At 62.2% G+C, this 26,402-nt stretch carries 22 protein-coding genes and 1 riboswitch; of the genes, 12 read left to right on the top strand and 10 right to left on the bottom strand.

Annotation, left to right across the window (positions count from 1 at the left end; translation table 11 throughout):
• Positions 1-68: 68 nt before the first annotated feature.
• Positions 69-1,346: a serine--tRNA ligase gene (serS, locus tag AAZQ98_RS04255; RefSeq protein WP_105658639.1), complete on the bottom strand. Its 1,278-nt coding sequence runs from the start codon at positions 1,344-1,346 to the stop codon at positions 69-71.
• A gap of 38 nt (positions 1,347-1,384) precedes the next feature.
• On the opposite strand from serS, the gene AAZQ98_RS04250 reads away from it, so the two are divergent.
• Positions 1,385-2,431 carry a diacylglycerol/lipid kinase family protein gene (locus tag AAZQ98_RS04250; protein ID WP_105658640.1) on the top strand — a complete coding sequence of 349 codons (1,047 nt, stop codon included), beginning with the start codon at positions 1,385-1,387 and terminating at the stop codon, positions 2,429-2,431.
• A 65-nt stretch (positions 2,432-2,496) separates the two neighbouring features.
• On the opposite strand, the gene pheA is transcribed toward AAZQ98_RS04250, so the two are convergent.
• Both pheA and AAZQ98_RS04240 read right to left on the bottom strand, forming a co-directional pair.
• A complete protein-coding gene (pheA, locus tag AAZQ98_RS04245) occupies positions 2,497-3,420 on the bottom strand; it encodes a prephenate dehydratase (protein WP_133833728.1) in 924 nt (307 codons plus the stop codon).
• A complete protein-coding gene (locus tag AAZQ98_RS04240) occupies positions 3,417-3,743 on the bottom strand; it encodes a rhodanese-like domain-containing protein (RefSeq protein ID WP_105658642.1) in 327 nt (108 codons plus the stop codon). Before AAZQ98_RS04240 ends, pheA begins: the two co-directional genes overlap by 4 nt.
• A gap of 67 nt (positions 3,744-3,810) precedes the next feature.
• On the opposite strand from AAZQ98_RS04240, the gene AAZQ98_RS04235 reads away from it, so the two are divergent.
• Positions 3,811-5,157 (top strand): amidase, encoded by a 1,347-nt coding sequence (locus AAZQ98_RS04235; RefSeq protein WP_434690046.1) that lies wholly within the window; start codon positions 3,811-3,813, stop codon positions 5,155-5,157.
• Between the two features lie 52 nt (positions 5,158-5,209).
• Positions 5,210-6,667 carry a peptide MFS transporter gene (locus AAZQ98_RS04230; RefSeq protein WP_105658644.1) on the top strand — a complete coding sequence of 486 codons (1,458 nt, stop codon included), beginning with the start codon at positions 5,210-5,212 and terminating at the stop codon, positions 6,665-6,667.
• Positions 6,668-6,730: 63 nt separating this feature from the next.
• Here the strand turns inward: AAZQ98_RS04230 and AAZQ98_RS04225 are convergent, their stop codons facing one another.
• A complete protein-coding gene (locus tag AAZQ98_RS04225; protein ID WP_105658645.1) occupies positions 6,731-7,069 on the bottom strand; it encodes a DUF4190 domain-containing protein in 339 nt (112 codons plus the stop codon).
• 56 nt (positions 7,070-7,125) lie between these two features.
• Between AAZQ98_RS04225 and pgm the strand changes: the two genes are divergently transcribed.
• Entirely contained in the window at positions 7,126-8,724 is a 1,599-nt protein-coding gene (pgm, locus tag AAZQ98_RS04220; protein ID WP_434690043.1) for a phosphoglucomutase (alpha-D-glucose-1,6-bisphosphate-dependent), read from the top strand.
• Here the strand turns inward: pgm and AAZQ98_RS04215 are convergent.
• On the bottom strand, positions 8,721-10,169 hold the full coding sequence (locus AAZQ98_RS04215) for an amino acid permease (protein ID WP_434690041.1): 1,449 nt from the start codon (positions 10,167-10,169) through the stop codon (positions 8,721-8,723). The genes pgm and AAZQ98_RS04215 overlap by 4 nt on opposite strands.
• A gap of 79 nt (positions 10,170-10,248) precedes the next feature.
• Entirely contained in the window at positions 10,249-11,682 is a 1,434-nt protein-coding gene (locus AAZQ98_RS04210) for an aldehyde dehydrogenase family protein (RefSeq protein WP_434690039.1), read from the bottom strand.
• Positions 11,683-11,784: 102 nt separating this feature from the next.
• Here AAZQ98_RS04210 and AAZQ98_RS04205 point away from each other — a divergent pair, with 102 nt between their 5' ends.
• The 7 genes from AAZQ98_RS04205 to AAZQ98_RS04175 all read left to right on the top strand — a co-directional run bounded on the left by AAZQ98_RS04205 (position 11,785) and on the right by AAZQ98_RS04175 (position 19,646).
• Positions 11,785-13,380 carry a hypothetical protein gene (locus AAZQ98_RS04205; RefSeq protein WP_434690037.1) on the top strand — a complete coding sequence of 532 codons (1,596 nt, stop codon included), beginning with the start codon at positions 11,785-11,787 and terminating at the stop codon, positions 13,378-13,380.
• Positions 13,377-13,745, top strand: coding sequence for a GntR family transcriptional regulator (locus AAZQ98_RS04200; protein WP_434690035.1), 369 nt, complete (start codon positions 13,377-13,379; stop codon positions 13,743-13,745). The genes AAZQ98_RS04205 and AAZQ98_RS04200 overlap by 4 nt, the downstream gene beginning before the upstream one ends.
• Before the next feature lie 34 nt (positions 13,746-13,779).
• Positions 13,780-13,874, top strand: a riboswitch (TPP riboswitch).
• Positions 13,864-14,658: a hydroxyethylthiazole kinase gene (gene thiM / locus AAZQ98_RS04195; RefSeq protein ID WP_013347455.1), complete on the top strand. Its 795-nt coding sequence runs from the start codon at positions 13,864-13,866 to the stop codon at positions 14,656-14,658. (Overlaps the previous riboswitch by 11 nt.)
• On the top strand, positions 14,651-15,292 hold the full coding sequence (gene thiE / locus AAZQ98_RS04190) for a thiamine phosphate synthase (RefSeq protein ID WP_105658652.1): 642 nt from the start codon (positions 14,651-14,653) through the stop codon (positions 15,290-15,292). Before thiM ends, thiE begins: the two co-directional genes overlap by 8 nt.
• A complete protein-coding gene (thiD, locus tag AAZQ98_RS04185; RefSeq protein ID WP_434690032.1) occupies positions 15,289-16,713 on the top strand; it encodes a bifunctional hydroxymethylpyrimidine kinase/phosphomethylpyrimidine kinase in 1,425 nt (474 codons plus the stop codon). The genes thiE and thiD overlap by 4 nt, the downstream gene beginning before the upstream one ends.
• 27 nt (positions 16,714-16,740) lie before the next feature.
• On the top strand, positions 16,741-18,024 hold the full coding sequence (locus AAZQ98_RS04180) for a uracil-xanthine permease family protein (RefSeq protein WP_434690030.1): 1,284 nt from the start codon (positions 16,741-16,743) through the stop codon (positions 18,022-18,024).
• A gap of 215 nt (positions 18,025-18,239) precedes the next feature.
• Positions 18,240-19,646 carry a sugar porter family MFS transporter gene (locus tag AAZQ98_RS04175; RefSeq protein WP_434690028.1) on the top strand — a complete coding sequence of 469 codons (1,407 nt, stop codon included), beginning with the start codon at positions 18,240-18,242 and terminating at the stop codon, positions 19,644-19,646.
• Positions 19,647-19,728: 82 nt separating this feature from the next.
• Here AAZQ98_RS04175 and AAZQ98_RS04170 read toward each other — a convergent pair whose 3' ends face one another.
• Positions 19,729-22,911, bottom strand: coding sequence for an HAD-IA family hydrolase (locus AAZQ98_RS04170; RefSeq protein ID WP_434690027.1), 3,183 nt, complete (start codon positions 22,909-22,911; stop codon positions 19,729-19,731).
• 92 nt (positions 22,912-23,003) lie between these two features.
• Here AAZQ98_RS04170 and AAZQ98_RS04165 point away from each other — a divergent pair, with 92 nt between their 5' ends.
• A complete protein-coding gene (locus AAZQ98_RS04165) occupies positions 23,004-23,981 on the top strand; it encodes a hypothetical protein (RefSeq protein WP_332486985.1) in 978 nt (325 codons plus the stop codon).
• 9 nt (positions 23,982-23,990) lie between these two features.
• On the opposite strand, the gene AAZQ98_RS04160 is transcribed toward AAZQ98_RS04165, so the two are convergent.
• From AAZQ98_RS04160 to AAZQ98_RS04150, 3 genes are read right to left on the bottom strand one after another with little or no spacing between them, the layout of a single operon-like run.
• Positions 23,991-24,710 (bottom strand): glycerophosphodiester phosphodiesterase family protein, encoded by a 720-nt coding sequence (locus AAZQ98_RS04160; RefSeq protein WP_332594765.1) that lies wholly within the window; start codon positions 24,708-24,710, stop codon positions 23,991-23,993.
• A complete protein-coding gene (locus AAZQ98_RS04155) occupies positions 24,707-25,501 on the bottom strand; it encodes an HAD family hydrolase (protein WP_105658659.1) in 795 nt (264 codons plus the stop codon). The genes AAZQ98_RS04160 and AAZQ98_RS04155 overlap by 4 nt, the downstream gene beginning before the upstream one ends.
• Complete coding sequence (locus tag AAZQ98_RS04150) at positions 25,502-26,401, bottom strand: PfkB family carbohydrate kinase (RefSeq protein WP_400289668.1); 900 nt, start codon at positions 26,399-26,401, stop codon at positions 25,502-25,504.
• Between the last annotated feature and the right edge of the window lies 1 nt (position 26,402).

Genomic DNA, 26,402 nt, shown 5'->3' with positions numbered 1-26,402 from the left:
GTGAACAACCGGTTAAAAGCATTTGCCGGCTGCCCGCGAGGGGCAGCCGGCAAATGGCCGGTCATTGGCTACTTGAGTACTTCGAGTCCGCCAAGGTAAGGCTGCAGTGCCTTGGGCACGTTGACCGAACCGTCCGGGTTCTGGTGGTTTTCCAGAATCGCCACGAGCCAGCGGGTGGTCGCCAGGGTGCCGTTCAGCGTCGCCACCGAACGGGTCTTGCCGGCCTTGCCGTCGATGATCTCGCGTTCGCGGATATTCAGGCGGCGGGCCTGGAAGGTGGTGCAGTTCGAGGTCGAGGTCAGTTCGCGGAAGGTGCCCTGGGTAGGAACCCAGGCTTCGCAGTCGAACTTGCGCGCGGCACTCATGCCCAAATCCCCGGCGGCGGTGTCGATCACGCGGTAGGGAAGTTCCATGCGCCCGAGCATGTCCTCTTCCATGGCCAGCAGTTTCTGGTGCTCTGCTTCGGCGTCCTCGACGCTGGCGTAGACGAACATCTCCAGCTTGTTGAACTGGTGCACGCGGATGATGCCGCGGGTGTCCTTGCCAGCCGATCCAGCCTCGCGGCGGTAGCAGGAGGACCAGCCGGCGTAGCGGATCGGGCCGTCGGCCAGATCCATGATCTCGTCCGCGTGGTAGCCGGCCAGGGCCACCTCAGAGGTGCCGACCAGGTACATGTTGTCGCGCTCGAGCTTGTAGATCTCGTCGTCGTGCTCGACATCGAAGCCGGTGCCCTGCATGGTTTCGGGGCGGACCAGGGTCGGGGTGATCATCGGGATGAAGTCGTGCGCCATGGCCACATCCAGGGCCATGTTCATCATCGCGATTTCCAGCCGGGCGCCGATGCCCTTGAGGAAGTAGAAGCGCGAGCCGGAAACCTTGGCGCCGCGTTCCATGTCGATGGCGTCCAGCTTCTCGGCGATCTGCAGGTGGTCCAGCGGCTCGAAGCCCTCGGCCTTGAAGTCGCGGGCGGTGCCCACGTGCTTGACGACGGTGAAGTCATCCTCGCCGCCGGCCGGGATGCCGTCGATGATCAGGTTGGGGATGGAACGCTGCAGTGCGGTGCACTTGGCGGAGGCCGCGTCGGACTCGGCCTGGGCGGACTTCACCGCGGCAGCGAGCTCCTTGACCTCGGCAAGCAGGGCGGCGCGCTCGTCGCCCTTGGCCTTGCCGACCTTCTTGGAGAACGCATTCTGCTCGGCACGCAGGCGCTCGTAGGTGGCGATGGTTTCACGACGTGCCGTGTCAGCTGCCAGCAGCTGGTCAATTAACGACTCGTCGGCACCGCGCGCGCGTTGCGAGGCACGGTACAAATCCGGATTTTCGGTGAGCATTTTCAGGTCGATCACATGTTAAGGGTAGCAATCATGAGTACGATGAGAGCATTATGCAGACAAATCGTGTGATCGTTTTCTCTGCCGTGGCTGCTGCAGCTGCCGCCGCGGCGACCAGTTGGTATTCGGTGCGCAAGCTTTCGAACTACAGCAAACCGCTGATCAAGCAGCCCGAAGCGGCTGAACAGGCAGCGGCTACCAAGGTGGCCCTGGTCATCAATCCTTCCAAGTCAGGTGCTGACGAAGCAAGGGAAGCCGTGGTCCGCGTCTGCGCTGAAGCGGGTCTGGAAGCACCGCTGGTCCTTGAAACGACCAAGGACAACGCCGGCCAGGATGCAGCCCGTGAAGCACTCGATGCGCAATGCGACACAATTATTGCCGCAGGTGGCGACGGAACCATCCGCGCCGTCGCGGAAGTGCTCGAAGGCACCGGCGCATCCCTGGGAATCCTGCCGCTGGGCACTGGCAACCTGCTGGCCCGCAACGTGGATATTCCGCTCGATGACCTGCACACCGCGGCGCTGGTGGCAGTGCGCGGGATGGTTCGCCGGATCGACGTCGGGCACATGAAGCTGCAGCTGCTGGACGGCAAGGAGGCGGATCATGCTTTCCTGGTGATCGCCGGCGTGGGCACCGACGCCGACCTGTTTGACGACACCAACGAAGAGCTGAAATCCAAGGTCGGCTGGCTGGCCTACTCGGAAGCCGGCCTGCGCCAGTTGCCGGGCCAGCGCAAGAAGGTCAGCTTCAAGCTCTCGGGCGACGAGAGCTGGCAGACCCGCAAGGTCCGTTCGGTGCTCTTCGCCAACTGCGGAAAGCTGCAGGGCCTGGATTTCGTGCCCGACGCCAAGATCGACGACGGCGTGCTCGACGCCGTGATCCTTTCTCCCCGCTCAGCCGCCGGATGGACGTGGATCCTGCTGAAGACCGCATTCCGCGCCAAGAACAAGATTCCGGTGATGAGCTTCTACCAGACCTCCGGCGTGTCGCTGCGTTGCGATGAGCCGATGAATACCCAGATCGACGGGGACCCCACCGGCCAGGTCAACGAACTGCAGGTGTCCGTGAACCCGAGCGCCCTGCGCCTGCGCACCCCGTAGCGCATGCCGAAGGCCCGGCCGATTTCCCCTTGCGGGGAGCTTGGCCGGGCCTTCGCGCTGCCTGCTTAAAGCCGGTCGCGCAGCGACTGCACCCAGGCACGGGCTTCACTGAAGGCCGCATCTGAATTATGCGTATCCACGGCCGGCTCCAGGCCTTGGGCGGCTGGGTAGGAACCGAGGAAGCGCAGCTGCGGGGACAGCCGGTGCAGCCCCGACAAGGCGGCGGCAACGCGTTCCTCGGCCACGTGGCCTTCGATATCGACGGAGAAGAAGTACTCACCCAGGCTCTTGCCGGTAGGACGCGATTCGATGCGCGAGAGGTTCACGCCGCGCGCGGTGAATTGCTCGAGGATTTCCATCAGCGCACCGGGACGGTCCTCGGGCAGCGGCAGGATCAGCGTTGACTTGTCCACGCCGGTAGGCTGCGGAATCCTTCCCGGACGAGTCACGAGGATAAAGCGGGTCACCGCGCCGATATTGTCCTCGACCCCGCTGGCCAGCACCTTCAGGCCGCGCTCTTGGGCTACCAGCGGAGAGCAGATCGCCGCATCATGCGGCGGTTCGTCCTCTTCGAGAGCCAGAGCGCCGGCAGCCGTGGAAGAAGCCGGGGTGAATGCGGCCCCGGGAATATTCGCTTCGGCCCATAAGCGGCACTGCGCCCAAGCATGCCCGTGGGTGGAGATCTGCCTGATCTGCTCCAGCGAGTCGATGCCGGGGCGTACCGCCAGCACGAAAGTGATCGGAACCAGGATTTCGGAAACAATCTGCAGGGCTTCGCCCTGCGCAATGGCGTCCAAGGTGGCCGAAACGCCGCCTTCTACCGAGTTCTCGATCGGGACCATCGCCGCGTCCGCGGTCCCCTCGCGCACCATGGTCAGCGCCACGTTGACGTTGGAGGCCGCGATCCGCTGCGCCTCGGCAGCCCCGGGAACCTGCAGCAGGGCCGACTCGGTGAAAGTGCCAGCAGGTCCCAGATAGGCATAGTTCATCGTACGGTTGGCTCCTGGCCGTTATCCGCTTCCATTGGCAAGCCCGCTTCGATCCACGCATCGGAACCGCCGGCGACGTTGAAGGCGGTGTAGCCCATCACGGTGAGCCACGATGCGGCCTGGGCCGAACGGCCACCGGTACGGCAGATGACGTAGGTGTCCACATCCGGGTCAAGCTCGGAAATCTTCTCTGGCAAGGAGCCAAGGGGAATATGGGTTGCTCCGGCAGCACGGCCTGCTTCCCATTCGAAGTCTTCGCGCACGTCAAGGATGAAGGCATCCTTCGGGACATCATTGACCGAAACAGTCTCAAAATCGCTCACTGCTAGCATTCCTCTCACATAGGGTGTTTGCTTATAAGACTAGTCATTTCCTGCGTCGAAAGCCGACATGTTTCCCTCAAGCGCCCTGAAATTGCGAGACGAGCTGGCCCGCGGCGAGCGTTCAAGCCGCGAGGTCACCGAGCACTACCTCAAGCGCATCGAAGAGCAGGCGGACCTAGGTGCTTTCGTCCACGTGGCAGAAAATGCGATGGAGGCCGCGGCAGCGGCGGACCAGGCGCATGCCCGCGGGGACATTGGCCGCTTGCATGGGCTCCCCACCGCGTTCAAGGACCTCAATGACGTGGCCGGGATGCCTACCACTTATGGCACTGCGGCGATGCCTGCGATGGTCGCTGAACGTGACCACTCCTTGGTGGCCAGGCTGCGCGCCGAGGGCGTGGTGGTCCTGGGCAAGACGCAGGTTCCGGAATTCGGGCTGAGCAGCTATTCCGAGAACCTCGTGGCTCCCCCATCACGCAATCCCTTTGATCCCACGCGCTCGTCGGGCGGTTCCTCTGGCGGGCAGGCCGCGGCGATTGCCGCCGGCATGATCCCGCTGGGTCCGGGCTCTGATGGCGGCGGTTCGGTTCGCATCCCCGCGGCCGCCTGCGGACTGGTTGGCCTGAAGCCTTCTTTGGGTCGCGTTCCCGCCGACATCCTTGATGGCTACACCGATCCCATGGGCGCACCGAAGCTAACGGTCAGCGGACCGTTGGCTCATGATGCCCTGGATGCGGCTTTGCTGCTTGATGCCATGCGCGGCAAGGACCACTATCTGCCGTTGCTGCAGGGAAGCTACCCCCAGCGCCTGGACGGGCTGAAGATTGGGTACAGCACCCATTCCCCGTTTGAACCGGTCTATGAAATTACCCTGGCGCAAGAAGCGCGGGCTTCATTTGCCCAGGGCCTTGAACGCCTTGGAGAACGGCATCGCGTCCAGCCGGCCAACCTGCACTACGCCACGGACTATCCGGAAACCTTCGCGGCGGTGTGGACCAATGGCCTGAAAGACGTTCCGGTCGCGGATGATTCGCTGCTCGGCGATTTGGCAAGGGATTTCCGCCGACGCGCCGCCGACCGCTCGCTGGAACAGAGCCTGCAGGCAGGTTCGAGGTTGAAGCAGATTGCGGCCGACTTCGTGCGCCAATGGTCCGCCTACGATGTCGTGGCCACCCCTGCCATGGCCTCGATCCCGCCGAAGATCGGGCACTATACACAATCCACAGCCGATGTGGATTATATGTTGCAGTGCCAGTACACCCCCTACACTTCCATGGTGAACGTCGCCTCAGTAGCGGCCATCACCGTTCCGGTAGGCCACTCCAACGAGGGGTTACCAATGAGTATTCAGCTGATTTCCCCGCGCTCGGACGAAGGACTGCTACTCGCGCTGGCCACCCAGATGCAGGTGTGACCTTTCCCATATAAGTAGGTACTCGGGTGGGCAAGGGCGAAAAATATTACGTATGTCTACTGCAACAACGAGCACCAAAGCTTCCGGAAAGACCTTCTTCGGTCACCCCGGTGCGCTCGCAAGCCTCTTCAGCGTGGAAATGTGGGAACGATTCTCCTTCTACGGCATGCAGGGCTTGCTGGCTTACTACATGTACTACTCGGTCACCGATGGCGGCTTGGGCATGGACCAGGGCCTGGCTCTGTCGCTGGTCGGCGCCTACGGCGGCGCTGTCTACCTGTCCACCATCCTGGGCGCGTGGCTCTCCGACCGCCTGTTCGGCTCGGAACGCGTCCTGTTCTTCTCGGCCATCGCGATCATGATCGGCCATATTGGCCTGGCGCTCCTGCCCGGCTATGCCGGACTGGTTATCGGCCTGATCTTCGTTGCCGTCGGTTCCGGCGGCCTGAAGGCCAACGCTGTAGCCCTGGTGGGCTCCCTGTACTCCAAGGAAGATCCGCGCATCGATGCCGGCTTCTCCCTGTTCTACATGGGCGTGAACATCGGCGGGCTGCTCGGCCCACTGCTCACCGGTTGGCTGCAGGTCCAGTACGGCTTCCACATCGGCTTCGCCGCTGCCGCGGTCGGCATGGCTATCGGCCTGGGGATCTATGCCCTTGGACGCAAGAAGCTGCCGGACTCCGGCCGCATCCCAAGCAACCCGCTGCCTGCCTCTGAGCGCAACCGCTACGTGGTCATCTTCGCTGCCGTGATCGTTTTGATCATTGCCGCTTTCGCATCCAAGATCGTGACTCCGGAGAATCTGGCAAGCACCATCGCCTACGTGGTGATCGCCGCTTCGATCATCTACTTCGCGTTGATCCTGCGCAGCAAGAAGGTTGACGCCACCGAGCGCAAGCAAGTCTGGGCATTCATTCCGTTCTACATCGGCTCGGCTGCCTTCTGGGCCCTGTTCCAGCAGCAGTTCACCTTCATTGCCGCTTACTCGGATCAGCGCCTGGACCGCCACCTGGGCAGCTGGGAAATGCCACCGAGCTGGGTTACCTCGATCAACCCGGTCTTCATCATCATCTTCGCCGGTATCTTCGCCGCATTGTGGACCAAACTGGGCAAGCGCCAGCCACGCACTTCAATGAAGTTCGGCCTGGCACTGGTGGTTGTGGGTGCGGCCTTCTTGCTGTTCATCCCGCTGGAATCCTTCGTGAAGACCCCGCTGCTGGCGCTGGTCGGCATCCTGCTGCTGTGCACCTTTGCCGAGCTGCTGCTCTCGCCAGTGGGCCAGGCAATTGCCACCAAGCTGGCTCCGGCCGCCTTCGGCACCCAGATGATCGCCTTGTTCTTCCTGTCGGTTTCGCTGGGCACCACCCTGTCGGGTGTGCTGGCCGGCTACTACACCGAGGGCAACGAGATCCCGTACTTCATCGCCATGGGCGGCACCGCTGTCGTCCTGGGTATTGCCATGATGGCAGCTACCCCGGCCTTGAAGAAGCTGATGGGCCCGATCCTCTAGGCGTTCGAGCATGCGAAAAGCGGTTGGTTCATTTGAACCAACCGCTTTTTTCATGCCCGGGGATTATCGAAGAAGCCCTTGTGAGAAGGTCACGTTGTCGTAATACGAGTCGTAGCCGAACCCGGTTGACAATGCCCAGAAGAACCAGATGGCTACCGCATAAATGACTATGGCTAGTGCCAATCCAATCCATGAGGTAATTAGCCCGGCCAAGCTCAGGCCCCGGGAGCTGGGTTCACGCCGGTAGGCCAGGTGCCCGGTAATGACTCCGGCCAGCGGAACAAGGATAATGACAGTGAAGCCTAGCAACGACAAGATGCCAAGCACCAGGGAAGCCACCGAGAGGCCGGCGGATTCAGGCGGTCGTTGGTAGGGGTTCTGCGGATACTGGTAGTAGCTCATTTGCCTACCATTCTTCTACGAAACTGCGATAAGCGCATCAATCTGAAAGGCAATCTGTGGCACACCTCCGAGCTGGCCAGCCAGCCCAAGAATCAGACCTGATCAATTTGCAGGAGGTACTCGATGCCTACAGCACCCTGGTTCCTTCCAGCGGCAACCCCGACCAGGCCGTCATTTTCGGCACCTCGGGACATCGCGGAAGCTCCCTGAACACCACTTTCAATGAAACGCATATCGCTGCGATCACCCAGGCCGTGGTCGACTACCGCAACGGTGCGGGGATCACCGGCCCGATGTACGTGGGCAAGGACAGCCACGCACTCTCCGCGCCCGCATACCGCACCGCCCTTGAAGTCTTGGCAGGCAACGGCGTCACCGTGCTCGCCGATGACGGACTGACTCCCACTCCAGCGGTCAGCCACGCAATCCTGGTACATAACGCTAGCGGCGGCGAACAGGCCGATGGCCTGATCATCACCCCATCGCACAACCCGCCAACCGACGGCGGCATCAAGTACAACCCGCCGCATGGCGGACCGGCAGAATCCGGAATCACCGGACCCATCGCTGCACGGGCCAACGAATTGCTGGCCAGCGGAGCGATCAAGCGCGGCGAGCCGAATGCCCGGCCCTTCGACTTCCGCGAACTGTACATCGCCAATTTGGCTGAAGTCATCGACTTCAAGGCCATCGCCGAGTCCGGCATTTCCATTGGCGCAGATCCGCTGGGCGGGGCTTCGGTGCACTACTGGGGCGAAATCGGCCGGCGATACGGCCTGAACCTCGAAGTGGTCAACGAGTCCGTGGATCCGCGCTTCGGCTTCATGACCTTGGACAAGGACGGGAAGATCCGCATGGATTGCTCCTCCGCCCACGCGATGGCCTCCCTCGTGGCCAATCGCGAGAAGTACGACATCGCGACCGGCAACGATGCCGATGCTGACCGCCACGGCATTGTCACCCCGGATGCCGGCCTGATGAATCCGAACCATTTCCTGGCCGTGGCCATCGACTACCTGCTCACCCACCGTCCGCAGTGGCCGGCTGATGCCCAGATCGGCAAGACCCTGGTCTCCTCGGTGCTCATCGACAAGGTGGTGGCTTCCCACGGCCGGACCCTGCGCGAGGTACCGGTGGGCTTCAAGTACTTCGTTGAACCGCTGGCTTCCGGCAGGGTGGCCTTTTGCGGGGAGGAATCGGCCGGGGCGAGCTTCTTGGACTTCTCCGGCAAGGCGTTCAGCACCGACAAGGACGGCCTGATGCTGGCCCTGCTGGCCAGCGAGATCCGCGCAGTAACCGGCAAGAGCCCCAGCCAGCTGCATGCCGAACTGGTAGAGCGCCACGGCCCCAGCTTCTACGACCGCTTTGACGCGCCCGCAAACCGCGAGCAGAAGGCCGTACTGGGCAAGCTGGACCCATCGATGGTCACCGCTACCGAACTGGCATCGGATCCGATTACGGCCAAGGCCACGCAAGCGGCCGGCTTCCCCATTGGCGGCTTGAAGGTTTCCAGCGAGCACGCATGGTTTGCCGCGCGCCCATCGGGCACAGAAGACATCTACAAGATCTATGCAGAATCAACAAAATCACCCGAGCATCTGCAGCAGGTGCTGGCTGAAGCTCGGGTGATTGTTGATGCTGCGCTAGCTGGCTAGTGCAGCTTTGCGGTCCATGGATCGATGGCCACGGCTGGCTGCTTGCGGGTAGCCAGCCAGTGGCCCAGCCAGAGCAGCAGGAAGATCGGCAGGCCAATGTAGCTCGAAGCCATCTGCAGCAGGTTTCCATCCACGATCGCCTGGTAGTTCTGGCCGACGATCACCACGATCAGGATCACGAAAGCCAGGATCGGTCCCAGCGGGAACAGTGGCGCCTTGTACGGCAGGTTCGCGAGATCCTGCCCGCTGGCAATATATGCCTTGCGGAACTTGTAGTGGCACACCGCGATACCCACCCAGGCAATGAAGCCGGAGAGACCCGAAACGTTCAGCAGCCAGGTATACGCCGAACCCTGGCCGACAATCGCGGTCAGGAAGCCGAAAAGGCCTACCGAGGCGGTTAGCAGCATTGCCGGCATGGGCACGCCGCGCTTGTTCAAGCGGGCGAAGATCTTTGGAGCCTTGCCGTCCAACGCCATCGAATAAAGCATGCGTGCAGAGGCATATAGGCCGGAGTTGCCTGCGGAGAGGATAGCCGACAGGATCACCGCATTCATCAGTGCCGCGGCGAAGGCTACGCCCGCACGCTCGAAGACCAGGGTGAATGGCGAGGTGGTGATATCCGACGCCTCGGAAGAGAGCAGCGATGGATCCATATAGGGGATCAGCATGCCAATGACGAAGATCGCGCCGATGTAGAAGAGCATGATGCGCCAGAAGATCGCCTTGATGGCGCGTGGGATATCGCGCTTGGGGTTCTCGGCTTCACCGGCTGCCACACCGATCAGTTCGGTTCCCTGGAAGGAGAAGCCGGCGATCATGAAGACCGAGACGATGGACAGCCAGCCGCCAACAAATGGCGCTTCGCCATCGGTCCAGTTGCTGAAGCCAGGGGTGGAGTCGCCCAGGATGCCGAAGATCATCGCGACACCGCAGATCAAGAAGACCACCACGGTGATGACCTTGATCGCGGCCAACCAGTATTCGCCCTCGCCAAAGGCCTTGGCGGACAGCGCATTCAATCCGGTGAGCAGCACCAGGAAGATGGCCGCCCAGATCCATCCCGGGGCATCAGGGAACCAGTAGGACATGATGATGCCAGCTGCCACCAGTTCGGCAGCCACGGTGATGGCCCAGTTGAACCAGTAGTTCCAGCCGATCGCGAAGCCGAAGTGGCGATTCACGAAGACCGTTGCGTAGGTCTGGAAGGAACCGGCGACCGGAAGCCGGGCGCTCATTTCTCCCAACGACTGCATCAGGAGCAGCACCATCATGCCGATCAGCGCGTAGGCCACCAGCGAGCCACCGGGGCCAGCTTGGGCAATGGTGCCGCCGGACGCGACGAATAGTCCGGTACCAATCGAGCCGCCAATGGCAATCATCTGCATATGGCGAGCTTTGAGGCCACGCTTCAGACCGTCCTGGGACGGTGCGGGCTCAGTCATGCGTTACATCTCCTGATGCTTGAAAATTTCCAACCTATCAATCCAAGCACCCTGACAAGCCATAAAGCTATGAACCGCGCTACAGTAAGCGATCAATAATCTTTCGCTTGGCCCATGAATATGGAGGATATATTGCGCTCAGGGTATCAACGACGGTCGTTTTGTTGAATTCCGAGCGCATCTGCGAAAGCCGTTCGAACCCGTGCTTGCCGTGGTAGGCCCCCATTCCGCTCGGTCCCACACCGCCGAAAGGCAGGGTTGGAACGATCATCTGGGCCAACGGAGCATTATGGACAATGGCGCCGGCTCGCACTCGATCAGAGAAAATCGACTGCAGTCGCGGGCTTTCGCTCATCAGGTAGGCGGCCAGCGGTGACGGCCGCCGGGCAATGAATTCGAGCGCTTCCTCGAAGGTTTCCACTTCGATCACCGGCAGGATCGGACCGAAAATCTCTTCGGTCATCAAGCTTCCCTCGAGGTCCACATTGCGCATGATGCTCGGAGCAATGCGCAGGGTATCCTCGTCGTACTCACCGCCGAAAACCACCTCGCCTTGCTCGAACATCGACAGCAGCCGCTCAAAGTGCTTGCGGCTGACGATGCGGCCAAAGTCCGGATGGGTCAGCGGTTCCTTGCCGTAGAAGCTGGTGATGGCCTGGCCTAGGCGCCTGATGAGCTCAGACGAGTCGCCCACGCTCAATACGTAATCCGGCGCCACGCAGGTCTGGCCGGCATTCATGAACTTGGCGTAAGCCAAGCGCTTCGCGGAAGCCAACGAATCGTTCTCCACCACGGCCGGCGATTTTCCGCCCAATTCCAAGGTGGTAGGCGTCAGATGCTTCGCGGCCGCGGCAGCCACGATCTTGGCCACGCGTTCGCCGCCGGTGTAGAAAATGTGGTCCCAGCGGGCGGCAAGCAACTCCGTGGAGGTATCCACGCCGCCTTCAACTACCGCGTAAACCCGTTCGTCGAGGTAGACCGGGAGGAACTTGGCCAAGGCGCCTGAGGTCGCAGGAGCCAGCTCGGATGGCTTGATGACCGCAGCGTTGCCGGCAGCAATGGCCGCGACCAGCGGTGCGAGCACCAGCTGAACCGGATAGTTCCAGGCTCCGATAATCAGCACGACCCCCAGCGGGCGCGGCTCGACCTTGGCCATGGCTGGCTGCAAGGCCAGCGGAACCTTGACACTGGTGGAATCCATCCACTCAACGAGGTGGCGCTGGGCGAAATCTATTTCCGCGCGCACCACGTCGATTTCGGAGAATTTGGCTTCGGTGGCACTCTTGCCCAAGTCCTCGGCCAAGGCCTGGACGAAGTCTTCCAGATGCTCTTCCAGCATCTTCTCCAGTGCCTTGAGCTGCTGCAGGCGGAAGCGTCGCGGATGCGTGATCCGCGTGTCCGCAGAACGCCGCAAATGGCTCAGAACTGTTGCTATGCGCGATGGATGCTCGTCCACCGGAGGAGCGGAATCACCGACCGGTTCGGGCAACGGAGTGGAAGTAAACAGACCCATGATTTGAGCGTACGTTACTGGGACAATTTTTCATCGTTTAATTCGTCCGGGGATTCAATATGTATCAAATAGTTGATACATTGATTTCCAGGAGGCCACGACATGAATTCACTGGCAGCGCAGTTCGGCAATTTCGCCATAGCGGCGTTCATTATCTATTTCATCCTTCGTGCTTTCGGCCCAAACAAAGAAAAAGGTCTAGTCGAAGGCGCAAGGCAACATGCGCTGTGGTGTGCAATCATCGGGTATTTCGCCAGTAGCAACTCATTGTGGTTCAGTGATGCAATAGCAATTCCTTATGACGATCAAAGCGGACTGTCGCTTGCGCCAAGTGTCACCGTGGCAGCTACCCCTGCCCTTTGGATAGCCTTCATCTACGTCGCGAGCCAGTACACCTGGCCGCGTAAGCTCAAGCCCCAGCGCACGGCAACCTTGTCCCCACGGTCTTTAACTAGTCCACTGCCAAAGAAAATTCTCGTTGCCATGATGCTCGTCTTGGCTGCAGCATGCGTGACGGTCTATTCGGTACATGATGTGGGAGCGATCAGCCCCCAACCGGCGGTTGACTACGAAACTGCTGACTATTCGTATAGCAACCCAGCTCAGGATGGGCTACGCGCTTCCGCGGAAGTACTGCCGTATCTCTATTTGAGCTTTGGCTTCCTGATGGTATCCACCATTGTCGCTTCCATTGTGATTCTTCGACGCAAACCCTTGCCAGGGATCTCAGAACACAATAACCGGCTCTTGCGCACGACTTGGCTGAACCGGCTATATCGCACGGTCACCGTCTTGCTAGCTACACAAGCTGGGGAAGCCATTCACTACAAGGCGCGCTGGTTCCACGACGAATCAACAAAGTACATCGATGGCTCTGGGGCAGGCATCGACTACATGGACTCGATGTCCAGGATCGGCTCTACCTTGGATTGGGGCGCAAACTACGCGACGCTTGCGATTTCGGCGTTGATGCTGTTCTGGCGTCCTCCTATTAACTTCGAAAACCTTCGTACCACGACAGTCACCCCTTTCGTTCGAGCACGCACACAGCTACTCTCACTGCAATACTTCACCGCAGTCGTAACGCTCGTAGCGCTCTTTGCCGCGTGGTGGTTCTTGCCTGTCGTCGATGAAACCGAATGGCCTACCGGCGAGCGCGCCACCTGGAAGCTAGTACTCTTTGCCGGTGCTGCGATGCTGTACCTGGCAGTAAATGCCTTGTACTTGTGCTACATGAATTTGGTATCTCGACAGGTGTCCAACGCTCGTAGGCATTCGGCTTCCTTGCCCTTGTGGTCCTACATCGCCGCTGGCTTGCTTTTTGCCACCAGCGCCTATTTTCTGCTCGATCCGCCGCTGGACTATTTGTGGGGCTTTGTGCCTCCAGGCAAGACAGTGGTTGCGGGGTTGATCGTGCTGTTGCTGGCAACCCATCTTGGATTCGTCTGGTTCTCCCGCCGGGCAATTATTCCCTGGGCTGTCTCGTCGGCCGAAGAAATCTGGTACCGCAAGGTCCTGGAACTGCGTTCAATGCGTGTTATCACCAGTGCAGTGGTAGCCATGCTGCTCATTGGCTACGGATTCCCGGCCGGGCTGGGACTCTTTGCATTGCTCATCTTCGTTGTCCCAGCAGTCATTTTCCTAGAGCGCCCCGGTAGCGCCTTCGTGCGGGAACATCAGCCGGCAGCTACTTCATGAGCACGCAGATCAGTGTTGACCTCCAAGCAGCTACCCCGCCCTATGAGCAGATCCGCTCGCAGATTGCTTCATTGATCTCCCTGGGCGATCTGCCCTCGGGAAGCAAGCTGCCTACTGTGCGTGCGCTGGCCACGGACCTCGGCGTCGCTGCCGGGACAGTGGCGCGCGCCTACAAGGAGCTGGAAGCCGAAGAGCTGATCACCTCCCGGCGCCGGGCCGGCACAGTGGTCAACGAGCGGCCGCAGCCGGTGGACACCAGTGAAGATCTGCTGGCCGCCGTGGATCGCCTCTGGGCGCTGGCGGCCGCGCAGAAGGTGGATGCGGCCACGCTCAAGGCCTTGGTGGCGCGGCGCGAGCGTAAGTAACTTGTCCTCGGAACCGGTTGTGCGTACGCTCTATGGCAGTGACACGGGGTGTCGGATCAACCGACTGAGATAAGACCCGTAGAACCTGATCTAGTTCACGCTAGCGGAGGGATGTCGCATGGCTTTGCATGCAGTTGCCCAGAAATACCGGCAACAATCACCTTTGGTTTTTTGCCTGACCAATACCGTCGTATCCAATTTCACCGCCAATGTCCTGCTGGCATCCGGGGCTTCCCCGGCCATGACGGATCTGCCCGGAGAGGCCGGTCCATTCGCGCAGGCAGCTTCAGCCGTATTGGTGAATTTGGGAACTCCAAGCACTGAACAGCTGACCGCCATGGAAGAAGCTGTGCAGTCGGCGAGCGCTGCAGGCACCCCGTGGGTCCTGGATCCAGTGGCGGTGGGAGCGCTTCCGGTGCGCACGGAGTTTGCCCGGCGCATTGTCCGGCAACGCCCGACCCTGATTCGCGGCAACGCCTCGGAAATCCTGGCCCTGGCCGGCCGGCAATCTGCTTCGCGCGGTGTCGATGCCTTGGATGAGGTTTCTGCCGCCTTGGCGGCGGGACGCGAACTGGCCACGGAGCACGACTGCGTGGTGGCCATTTCCGGCCAGGCTGACGCCATCATCGACGCCACGCGTACCGTCTTGGTGCATACCAACGGAATTGGCTTGACCCGGATGACAGGTGGCGGCTGCGCCTTGGGCGCGGTCTGCGCCGGGATGGTTGCGGTCCACGATGACCCGTTCGAGGCCACCATCGCAGCCCACGGTTTCTATGGCCTGGCCGCGGAAAAGGCCTTGGCTGGCAGCTCCGGTCCGGGCAGCTTCGCAGTTGCCTTCCTTGATGCGCTGTCGGCTGCCGATCCCGGGGAACTGAAGACTTTGAAGTACGAGGAATTGAACCATGCATAATTACGGCGCTTATCTAGTAGCCAACACTGCCAGCTGCACCCCACGCAGCACCCTGGAAGTTATCGAGGGAGCCGTCGCCGGAGGGATCGGGTGGATCCAGCTGCGCGCCAAGGATGAAAGCGCCCGGGAATTCTTCGAGCTGGCCTGCGCGGCTGCCAAGCTCACCGAGGGCAAAGCCCAGTTGCTGATCAATGACCGCATTGACGTCTATCTCGCGGCACGGGCTGCTGGCGCAGCAGTGAACGGCATCCATATCGGGCAAAAAGATGTGCCGGTACAGCTGGCTCGCCAGATCATCGGCGAGGGCATCATCGGCTTGAGTGCTTCCAGCGATGAGCAATTGGCCCAGGCGAACAAGGACGCCTCGGTGATCGACTACCTCGGCGTAGGAGCCATCCGCGCCACTCCGACGAAAAAAGACCATCCTGTTCCCCTGGGACTGGACGGCTTTGCGCGAGCCGCCGCCTTGGCCAAGCTGCCCTGCGTAGCGATCGGCGCAATTACCCAAGACGATGCCGCCGCGATCCGCGCCGGCGGCGGCGCAGGCCTGGCCGTGGTCCGCGCCATCTGCAACGCCGAAGATCCGCAACTTGCCAGCGCGCAGCTGGTCGCAGCCTGGGAGGCCTCGAAATGAACATCCTATCCATCGCAGGCTCCGATCCTTCCGGCGGCGCCGGAATCCAAGCGGATCTGAAGGCCATTGCCGCCAACGGCGGCTACGGAATGTGCGTGATCACCGCTTTGACTGCACAAAACACCCATGGGGTGTCCGGAGTTCAGGCGATCAGCGGCGATTTCGTCCTCGCGCAGCTCGAAGCCGTGAGCACGGATATCCGCATCGATGCGATCAAGATCGGGATGCTGGCCAACGCCGAGGTGATCCGCGCAGTCACCAGCTGGCTGGAAACTGTTGACGCCCCCGTCGTGCTGGACCCGGTCATGGTGGCGACCAGCGGGGATCGCCTGCTCGACGACGAATCGGCCCTTGATTCGCTGCTGGATCGCGCCACGGTGATTACCCCGAACCTGCTGGAGCTGGCCAGCTTGCTGCGCGAGCCTGTGGCCCCTTCCTGGGACGAAGCCCTGCGCCAGGCCCAGCGGCTGGCTGCCAAGCACGACACGCTGGTGCTGGCCAAGGGCGGGCACCTGGCCGGGGCGGATTGCCCCGATGCCCTGGTGTCGGCGGGCGGGGTGCAGCTGGAGCTGCACGGACCGCGCCATGCCACCAGGAACACCCACGGCACCGGCTGCACCCTTTCCAGCACTCTGGCTACCCGCTTCGCTGCCACTGGAGATTGGATCTCCGCGTTGGAGCAATCCAAGTCCTATCTCTCCAAGGCCATCGCAGCGGCCGACCAATTGCAGGTGGGCAGCGGCCACGGCCCGGTCAACCACTTCATCGACTTCTTCGGCACGGCAGATCCCATGGGCGACTGGTGGCAGAAGATCCAGCCGATCCGCGAGGAAATCGACCAGCTGGATTTCATCACCCGTCTATCCGAGGGCACCTTGGACCGGGATGACTTCCACTACTACATCGCCCAGGATGCGCTGTATCTGCTGCGCTATGCCAAGGTGCTTTCGCTGGCCAGCTCGATGGCGCCGGATCTCGGTGCCCAGCGTTTCTGGTCGCGTGGCGCCAACGGCATCCTCGATGGCGAGCTGCAGCTGCACGGCAGCTACCTGGACGAGTTCGCTGATACGCCCAGCGCCACCACGCTGAACTACACCAACCACCTGGCCGCCAGCCAGGAGAGCTACGGGGAGCTGATTGCCGCGATCCTGCCTTGCTACTGGCTGTACCAGGACATCGGCAAGCGGTTGGCGGCAGCCAACCATGCCGAGCATCCTTATCGGCAATGGCTGGAAACCTATGCATCCGAGGAATTCGATTCCGCCACCGAGCAGGCGATCGAAATGGTCCGCCAGGCGTTCGAGCAGGCAGATCCGCAGCTGCGGGCCCGCATGGAGGCCGCTTTCATCCGCTCCGCGGAACATGAGCGCTCTTTCTTCGCGCAGGCGCACGAGAACCGAGTAGACTTCTCTACGGCCTAAAACCCGCAAGGCCCGGGAAGAGGAATCATGAGTTGGAGCATTCACGGCAACGGCAGGACCATCACCCCCGGTGAGGTAGTTGCCCCGGATGAGCGGCTGCATTGGCCGCAGACCGTTTCCATCGGAGCCCAGCACATCCTGGCGATGTTCGGCGCCAGCATCCTGGTGCCAACCATCACCGGCTTCCCGGTCACCACGACCTTGCTGTTCACCGGCCTGGCCACCGTCATCTTCTTGCTGATGACCAAGAACAAGGTGCCCAGCTACCTCGGCTCGTCCTTTGCGATGATTGCTCCGGTCGTCTCGACCACCCAGTCGCACAGCATGTCTGGCGCGCTGGGCGGCATCGTGATGACCGGGGCCTTGCTGTTCGTCGTCGGGCTGATCGTGCAGAAGACCGGCACCGGCTGGATCCACGCCCTGATGCCGCCGGTGGTCATGGGCACCATCGTGGCGCTCATCGGCCTGAATTTGGCCAGCGCAACGCTGGTTCCCATGACCGAGTTCCCGCTGACCACTTTCCTCACGGTGATCTTTACCGTGGTCGCGACCGTTGCGTTCAAGGGCCTGCTGGGCCGGCTGTCGATCCTCATGGGACTTCTTTGCGGCTACCTTGTTGCACTGGCCCAGGGGCAGGTGAGCTTCAAGGCGGTTGCTGCCGCGGAGTGGATCGGACTGCCAGAATTCCACACCCCGACCTTCCACTTCGACACTGCGCTGATGTTCCTGCCTGCGGTGTTCGTGCTGATCGCCGAGAACATCGGCCATGTGCGCACCGTGGGCGTGATGACCAATCGCGACCTGTCGAAGTTCAACGGCCGTGCGCTGATGGCCGATGGCGCTGCCAGCGTGCTCGCCGGTTTCGGCGGCGGTTCGGCCACGACCACCTATGCCGAGAACATCGGCGTGATGGCCGCTTCGCGCGTGTACTCGACCGCGGCCTATTGGATCGCTGCGATTGTGGCCGTGGCCCTGGCCTTCCTGCCGAAGTTCGGCGCATTGATCGGCACCATTCCAGAAGGCGTGATTGGCGGCTTGGGCATCGTGCTCTACGGCATGATCGGCATCGTCGGCGCGCGCCTGTGGATCGAGGCGAAGGTCGATTTCGGCAACCCGATCAACTTGATGACCGCCGGCACCGGCCTGATCATCGCCATTGCAGTGACCAAGGAAATCGCCTTCGGCCAGCTCCAGCTGGGCGGCATCGCCCTGGGCTCGATCGCCACCTTGGTGGTCTTCCACCTGATGAGTATCGTCGCCAAGATGCGCGGCAACGATTTGGCGGACTCGCAGAAGCCTGCGGATAGCTAGCAAATAAATTCCCCGCAGGCCGGCATCGCGAGAACTCGCAATGCCGGCCTGCTTTTTTGCCAAGAATTCGGAAGCTGGCCAGTCATGAAGCGGCGACGCGCACTGGGCCTCCCCCGGTCTTGAAGTAAGGACTCCTTCCAATTTGTGATCGATCTCCCATAAAAAATCGGAAAATCGGGATTCTGCGGCTCTCGAATCCGATAGCATGGCTCATTGTGACTGCGACTACATCAGACGGAAAACTCTCCGCGCGACTCATCTTCATCGCCCTCGGGGCGGCATTGGGTGGGTTCGTTTTCGGATATGACTCATCAATCGTTAACGGCACCGTGGACGCTGTCGAGCACGAATTCGGGCTCAACGCGGTAACCATCGGATTCACCGTTTCCTGCGCCCTGCTCGGCGCAGCACTGGGAGCCTGGATAGCCGGTGTGGTCTCCGAACGCGTGGGACGCGTGCGCACCATGCTCTTCGCCTCCATCCTCCTGGCAGCATCAGCCATCGGCTGCGGCCTGTGCTTCGGCGTAGCCGACCTGATCATCTGGCGCATTGTCGGCGGCATCGGCGTGGGCTTCGCCTCGGTGATCGCCCCTGCCTACATTGCCGAGGTCTCCCCGGCCGCGCATCGCGGACGCCTGGGCACCATGCAGCAGATGGCCATCGTGCTGGGCATCTTCGTGGCCTTCCTGGTCAGCGCGCTGCTGGTCTTCGTCATGGGCTCGGCGGATGCCGTCGGCTTGTTCGGCCTGACGGCCTGGCGCTGGATGTACCTGTCGCTGCTGGTTCCAGCAGTGCTCTACGGCCTGCTCTCGCTGCGCCTGCCCGAATCTCCCCGCTACCTGGTTGAGCGCGGCCGCTTCGTTGAAGCAGCTACCGTGCTGACCCGCGATATGGGCATGAACGCCGGCACGGATACCGAAAAGAAGATCGAAGAGATCCGCTCCACCGTGCACATCGAGCGTCGCCAGGTCTTCAAGGACCTGCTGGGCCGCTTCGGCTTCCACCCGCTGGTGTGGGTCGGCATCCTGCTCTCGGTCTTCCAGCAGTTCGTCGGCATCAACGTGATCTTCTACTACTCCACGACGCTGTGGAAGTCCGTCGGCTTTGCCGAATCGGATTCCTTCACGATTTCGCTGATCACCTCGGCGACCAACGTGCTGGCAACGATCGTGGCGGTGCTGCTGATCGACGTGCTGGGACGCAAGCTGCTGCTCACCATCGGCTCGGCCATCATGACCGTGTCGCTGGGCATGATGGCGGTAGCGTTCGCGCAGTCGGTCACCATCGACGGCGCCGTGTCGCTGCCGGGCAGCTGGGGCATCGTCGCCCTGGTCTCGGCCAACCTGTTCGTGGTCGGCTTCGGCGCCACCTGGGGTCCGGCCGTATGGGTATTGCTCGGCGAGATCTTCCCGAACTCGATCCGCGCCATGGCACTCGGAGTGGCAGCCTCGGCGCAGTGGATCGCCAACTTCGCCGTTTCCACCACCTTCCCGGCCCTCGCCGAGGCAGGCTTGGCATTGGCTTACGGCATCTACGCATTCTTCGCGCTGCTTTCCCTGATCTTCGTGATCTTCCTGGTCAAGGAAACCAAGGGGCGCCAGCTCGAGGAGATGACCCTCTAGGCACCACCCGCAGGGCATTGCGGATTGCGCAAAGGAGGCAGGAACCAAGATGGTTCCTGCCTCCTTTTGCGTGCCCGGATGCTTACCAGGCCTTGTTGGGCACATCCACGCCGACGTCGCTTTGCAGCGAGAGCACATGCTCCAAGCTTGGCCGCCCTTCCAGCGTCGGGCCCTGGCCGGCGAGCGCCACGCTGACTGTCTGCCCCGGCTGCAGATCGACCTGCTGGCCGCGCACCCAGATCGGACGGGAGAAGGCTCCGTGCAGGGTGAAATCAATGGCTTCAGCCCGCAAGCCCACGGAAATCCTCATGCCCCGCCACCCGAGGTTGAAGCGCAGGGCCCGCCATTTCTCCGGGAGCCGCGGATCAAAGCGCAGCTGGTCGTCATCGTCGCGCAGCCCCGCGAAGCCGTAGATCAGCGCCGACCAGACGCCACCGGTCGATGCCACATGCACGCCGTCAGCGGTATTGCCATGCAGGTTTTCCAGATCCACGTTCAGCGCGTGCTCGAAATACTCCCAGGCAAGATCGCGGTAGCCCACCTCGGCGGCGAGAATCGACTGCACTGTCGCCGACAGTGTCGAGTCGCCCGTAGTCAGCGGGTCATAGTAGTTGAAATCCGCAAGTTTCTGCTCGGCGGTGAAATCGCTGGAACGCAGCCACAAAGCCAGCACCGCGTCGGCTTGCTTGATGACCTGGAAGCGGTAGATCACCAGCGGATGGTAGTGCAGCAGCAACGGCCGCTTATCCGCACCGGTATTGGCCAGGTCCCAGACTTCGCGGTTCAAGAAATGCTCGTCCTGGGGGTGGATTCCGACCGTTTCGGAATACGGGATGTGCATGCAATCAGCGGCCTTGAGCCACAGGGCGATCTCCTCGTTTTCCAATGAGTGCCTGCTGGCCAGTTGCGCGAACTCGCGCGGATGCTCTTGGGCCATTTCGGCCAGCAGCTGGGCGCTGCGGCGCAAATTGAAGCGCGCCATGACATTGGTGTAGAGGTTGTCGTTGACTACCGCGGTGTACTCATCGGGCCCGGTGACCCCATGGATATGGAAGCGCTCATTGCCCTGGTCGCCACGCCAGAACCCCAGCGAGGCCCACATGCGCGCAGTTCCCACGAGGATTTCGGCACCGCCGGCCAGCAGGAACTCGTCATCCTCCATGACCCCGAGGTACCGGTTGAGCGAATACACCACGTCGGCATTGATATGGTACTGCGCAGTGCCAGCCGGATAATAGGCGCTGGCTTCCTCGCCGTTAATCGTGCGCCATGGGAAGAGCAGGCCTTCCTCGTTCATGATCAGCGCCCGCCGGGTCGCTGCAGGAATCATCGAGACCCGGGCGCGCAGCGTGTTGCGCGCCCACTGCTGGTTCGTATAGGTCAAGAACGGCATCACATAGATTTCGGTATCCCAGAAATAGTGCCCGGAATAGCCGTTGCCGCTCACGCCCTTGGCGCTGATGCCCAGGCCGTCGGCACGTCCGGCAGCTTGGGCGAGCTGGAACAGGTTCCAGCGGATCTTGCGCTGCAGCTCGGGCTCATCGCTCTCCACCACCACATCGCTGCGGTCCCAGTAGTCGGCCATGAAACGGCGCTGGGTGCGGAAGTGCTCGTCAATCCCCAACGGCACCAGGTGCTCCAAGGCCCGCTCAGAACGCAAGAGCATCTCCTGGGCAGGATGGCGCCGCGAGGAGTGGTAGACCGCGTACTTGGAGACGCGCACGCCTTGCCCGGCTTCCAGCCTGGTGCTGATCACTTCATCCGCGCGGTCATCGTCCACCTTGCGGACCACGGACAGCTCCGCCTGCGCTCCGCCAGTGGTGGCCACCTCGTGCTCCACCATTGCTGCTACCGACATCCCGGATCCGAAGACCTGGTACGAGATGCCCAGCCGGGCGCCATCGCGGTGGGTGCCCGCCGGATGCAGCGGGTTGGCCCTGGCTTCCTCGCTCTTGCGCGGATCGGCAGGAACCCCGGCATCGGTTTCCTCCGGGGAAGCCACCTTCCGGCTGGAGCGGTACCCGATGACCGAAGACTGGATCAGCACCTGCGCCGGAGCATCGAGCAGGCGCACATGCACGTCCTGCAGCGCCACGTGGCGATCCGTGAAGGAAATCATTGAGCGGGCAGTGACGGCTACCCGGTGCCCCTCGGCAGTTCGCCACAGGGTGTGCGCGGTCAGCGTCCCGTCAAGGAAATCCAGGCGCAGCTCATCACGCAGCATCTCCGTGCGGCCGACTTCCAGGGCTTCGTCATTGATGAACACGCGCAGGGTCCGGAAATCCGGGGCGCTGATCATGGTCTGCCCGGTTTCGGCCAGCCCGAAGGCGCTCTCGGCATGGCGGATTTCCCAGGTCTCATGCAGCCCGTTGATGAATGTGCCGCCTCCTTGGTCCCCCAGACCCAGTTGCGCAGCCCGTGCACCCAGAAAACCGTTGCCCAAGGAGAAAACGGTGTCTTCGGCGCCATCGCTGTCACGCTGGTTCCCGCGCCACAGCGACCAGGAGTCCTCTTCCCAGGCCTTGGCTGCTTGCTCGGAGACCAGTTCGGAAAGGTCATGAACCACAAAATGGGCCCCTGCATCCAGCAAGGCGGCCTCATTGCCTTCGCGGGCCACGCCGATGACTCCGAAGCCTCCGGCACGCGCTGCCCTCACCCCGCTGGTGGCATCCTCGATGACGGCGCATTCTTCCGGACGCCAACCCAGATCGGCGGCGGCAGCCAGGAACGTGTCCGGGGCCGGTTTGCCCGCCAGCCGGCGCGCGGCAGCTTCCTGGCCGCCCATCACCAATGGGAAATGCTCGGCCAGTCCTGCGGCAGCCAATACCACGCGGGCATTGCGCGAGGAGGACACCACCGCGACGTCCAGCCCGGCATCCAGCACCTGTTGCAGGTAGGCCACGGAGCCGGCATAGGGGTCGATCCCGTCGCGCTGCAGCACTTGGGTGAACTTTTCGTTCTTCATATTGCCCAGCGCGCAGATGCTGCCTTCCCCCGGCAGATCGCTTTCAGCCCCGCGGGGCAAGCTGATGCCGCGGGATTCGAGGGTAGCCGCCACCGCGTCATAACGCGGACGGCCGTCAAGCAGGTTGAAATAGTCCTCGGAAGTGTATGGGGCCACGCCCGGGTGCTTGTCGAAAAAGGTGGTGAAAAGTTCTTCCCACGCCTTGCGATGCAGCAACGCGGTAGGAGTGATCACGCCATCCAGATCAAAGAGGACGGCCTTGTAATCACGATGTCGGTACTCAGGACGAAAAGCGTTCACAATCGAAATCCTTCGAAAGAGGAGCGAATTACTGGCCGTAGTCCTTACCGTAGCAACTGAACGCGCTTGCTTCGACATACTACGATAAGAATGTGGCTCAGTGGATAGATGTATGGAATAGCGAAGACTGGCGTGAGGCAACCGCCGAGTGGATCGATGCTGCGTGCGAGGCATATGGCATTCAGCGCACCGCAGGACCGGATTTTTGGCCCGCAGATTTGCACCAGATCCAGGCGGCGGTTCAGACCGGTGCCGCAGATCTGATCTTCAGCGCCAACGCCCCGGGGCTGGCTTCGGAACCAGCGACCACGGTCGCTGCCGGCCAGCTGCTGCCCGATCGCGTGGTGATGCCACTGGCTATCGACCGGATCGCCGGCTACATGCTCAGCCCGGATTTCGGGCACACCCTGGCGGATCTGGGCGATTCGGTGGAGAACTGGGAGCTGGCCATGGCCTCGCTCGGTTCCTTCCAGGTCGCGCTGATGGGCCACGAGGAAGAATTCTTTGATTCCGGGGTCACCGTAGTGGACCCGCAGTTCCTGCCCGAGCAGTACGAGCAGGCGCTGATGATGCATGTGTCCCTGGACCCGGCACACCCGCTGTACCTGGAGGGATCCATGGCGGACAAGATGGTTTCTCATCTCGATGAGTTGAGGAGGGCCACCGCTGCCCTTCATGCCGGTGCGGTGCCGTTGAGCATCGAGCACGGCAACTTCGATCTGTCGCAGGTGGTGGTTCCTGCCGAAGCCGGAGACCACGGCCGCATCCTGAATCTGTCCTCCGCGCACTGGGCTCACCCCTTCTCATCCCTGAACACGCCGCTGGCCGCCATGTGCGAAGCGTGGGATTGCGATACCGGTGATGAGCGCGTGATGAAGGTGCTTTTCGCGTACCTGGACCAGTTCTCTGCCTACGGCTCAGCAGATGAGCTGTACGACCTGATTAATCCAGCCTGCCTGGTTGCGCCGCTGTCGCAGCACGAGACCTGGTTGCGCCTGCTCCTGGATGCCAGCGACGAGCAACTGCAGGAGCACGCCGAGACCGTTTTGGGAACCCTGGATATCTCCTAGGGCCGCAGTTCAAGAGCCCAGAACCCTGGCCAGCAAGGCCGCGTCATCGCTCATGATGGCGTCGGCCTTGCGCTCCATCAGCAGCCGCATGGTCGGCTCGTCGTTGATGACCCAGACATGCACCTGGGCGCCGGCTCGGTGGACCGCCTTGATGAATCGACGGGTCGCTACCGGCAGCATGCCCTGGTTCAGCGGCACCTGGACCGCCCAGAAGCCTGCCAGCAGCCGCTTGGGAACCCAGCCCAGCAGGTGGGCGCACAGCCAGATGGCGACAATTTCCCGTTGACCCGGCGAGCGCCGTATCGGAGCGGAAAGCAGGTGGCCGACCGCGGCGCTGCGTGCCGTGGAGAAGGACGCTAGGGCAATTTGCCGATGGGCTTTCCTGCGCTCGATGAGCTCGGCCAGCGGGCCGATCACGTGCTCGTCCTTGACGTCCAGGTTCAGTGTGGCGTGCGGGAACGCATCGAGCAGTGCATCAAGCGTGCACAGCGGTTCCCCTCCGGCCCGCACCATTGCCAGCTGCTCGTCGGTGAAGTCGTTGAAATTCCCGCTCGCGTCGGTCACCCGGTCCAGGCTCTGGTCATGGAACAAGTAGACCGTGCCGTCGGCTGAGGCGTGCACATCCGATTCCAGATGGGTGATGCCCAGGTCTGCGGCGCGCTGGAAGGCTGCCAGCGTGTTTTCCTCGTTGCCCGTGCGTACGCCGCGGTGCGAAAAAGCGTAGGTCATTTCAGCAGGCCTTCAATGACCTGGGCTACCCCGTCATCGGCCAGCGAGGGTGCCCGGAAGCGGGCGGAGGCCAGCGCCATGGGGTGTCCGGAGGACATGGCGTAGCCGTGGCCGGCGTATTCGAGCATCTCGATGTCGTTGGGCATGTCGCCGAAGGCCATCACTTCAGCTGCGGCAATTCCCAGGCGCTGGCAGTATTCATGCAGCGTGGTGGCCTTGTGGATATCCACATGCGCCATTTCCAATAGGGAAACGTCGAAGGCGGAGTGGGTCACCGATACCAGTTCTGCCAGCTGCGGCTCAACCGAGGAATAGAACTTGTCTATCGGCAGGTGCTGGGAGCGGGCAAGGAATTTCACGATGCCTTCGGAATCAATTGACTCGCTAGCCAGATCCAGGACTGCCTGCACCCCGAAGTTGTGGTGGCGGTCGGCAAAGCCTTCACCCAGGTGCAGCCCCTTGGTGGTCTCGGCAGCGAAGGACGCGCGCGGTTCCAGCTCCAGGATGATTTCGCTCGCCCGCCGCGCGGTAGCCGCGCTGAGCGTGCGCGACCAGATCACTTCGTCTTGTTCCAGGTCGTAGAGCACCGCGCCATTGGAGCAGATGACCGTGCCCATCCCGCCGAAGGCTTCAATGATCGGGCTCAGCCAGCGGAAGGGGCGTCCGGTGACAAAGACGATCTGGATGCCAGCGTCGCGGGCTTGGATGAAGGCACGTTGGGTGCGTTCGGAGATGGTGCCGTCCTTGGCGACAATGGTGCCGTCGAGGTCCGAGGCGATCAGCTTGATCATCTACAGCTCCTGGCGGCGTGGCGGGTTCGCCCCGGCACGCTGCACGGTCACCGCGGCGGCCATGGCCGCGAATTCCAGGGCTCGCGAAAGCTCCGCAATCTGCAGCTGGTTCAGCTTTTCGCGGTTGGCCGCGCCAATCAGGCCATGTTCGGCCAGCCAGCACAGCAGCGCGGCGGTGAAGGTATCGCCGGCACCCACGGTATCGGTGACTTCCACCGACGGCGCAGTGAATTCGGCGTCGCCGGCGCGAACGACGCCCCAGGACCCGCGCGAGCCTGCGGTGGACACCACGATCGCCGGACCCATGTCCAGCCAGGCACGGGCCGAGTCCTGGACCGAGCGCATCGGGTACAGCCACTTCAGGTCGATGCCGGAGACCCGCACCACGTCGGCCTGGCCGACGAATCGCTCGACCTCGGCCACGGTCTGCGAATGGTTGGTGACCAGCGACGGGCGCAGGTTCGGGTCGTAGCTGATGGTGGCATGGGTGCGCGCGGCCGAAAGCAGCGGCAGCAGTTCTCCGGGGCTGAACAGGGTGGCGATGGAGCCGGTGTGCACCAGCTCGGCATCCTGGGCCAGCTCCGGCCCGATGGTCGGCATCTGCCAGTAGGCGTTGAACGCGAAGGCCGCGCCGCCGGCCGGGTCGAGGATGCCATGGGCAATGACGGTGGCCTGGTCATCGGCTCCGCCCAGGTATGCCACGTTGTTGTCCTTGAGGTAATCCTCGATCTTGCGGCCCTTGTCATCGGCGCCCCAGCGGGAAATCAAGGTTCCCGGGTACCCCAGGCGGGAAAGCGCAACCGCGACGTTCAACGGGCTGCCGCCAACGAACTCCTGGGCTGGGGCAATGCCGGAGGCCAGGACGTCAACGAGGGCCTCGCCGATCACGGTCGGGTTCATG

It is taken from the genome of Glutamicibacter sp. Je.9.36, from assembly GCF_051129975.1.
Taxonomy (GTDB): domain Bacteria; phylum Actinomycetota; class Actinomycetes; order Actinomycetales; family Micrococcaceae; genus Glutamicibacter.
The sequence above is the reverse complement of the archived record's forward strand: the minus strand, read 5'-3'. Positions and strand labels throughout refer to the sequence as shown.